General features: G+C 60.4%; 1 protein-coding gene. It reads left to right on the top strand.

The genetic code is table 11. The annotated features are described in order from the left end of the window. The coding region (locus tag P9273_RS32180) for a dienelactone hydrolase family protein (RefSeq protein WP_278052598.1) at positions 1 to 250 on the top strand (250 nt) is incomplete at both ends.

Raw genomic sequence — 250 nt, forward strand, 5'->3', positions numbered from 1 at the left:
GCCCTGCTCTCCGCCATTCGCCTTGGCTTGCCGTCGGTGAGCTATTACGGTGCGCGCAATCTGGCGTTTCTCGGTGAATCACCGAAAGCGCCGGTGATGTTCCACTTTGGCGATGAGGATGCTTCCATTCCGCCGGAAGCCGTGGCCAAGCATCGCCAGATGCTGCCGCAGATGGAGGTGTACAACTATGCCGGCGCGGGCCATGCGTTCAATCGCGATATCGACCCGCATCATTATCACGAGGCCAGCG

Origin of the sequence: Mesorhizobium sp. WSM4935, from assembly GCF_029625735.1 — a bacterium.
Classification (GTDB): domain Bacteria; phylum Pseudomonadota; class Alphaproteobacteria; order Rhizobiales; family Rhizobiaceae; genus Mesorhizobium.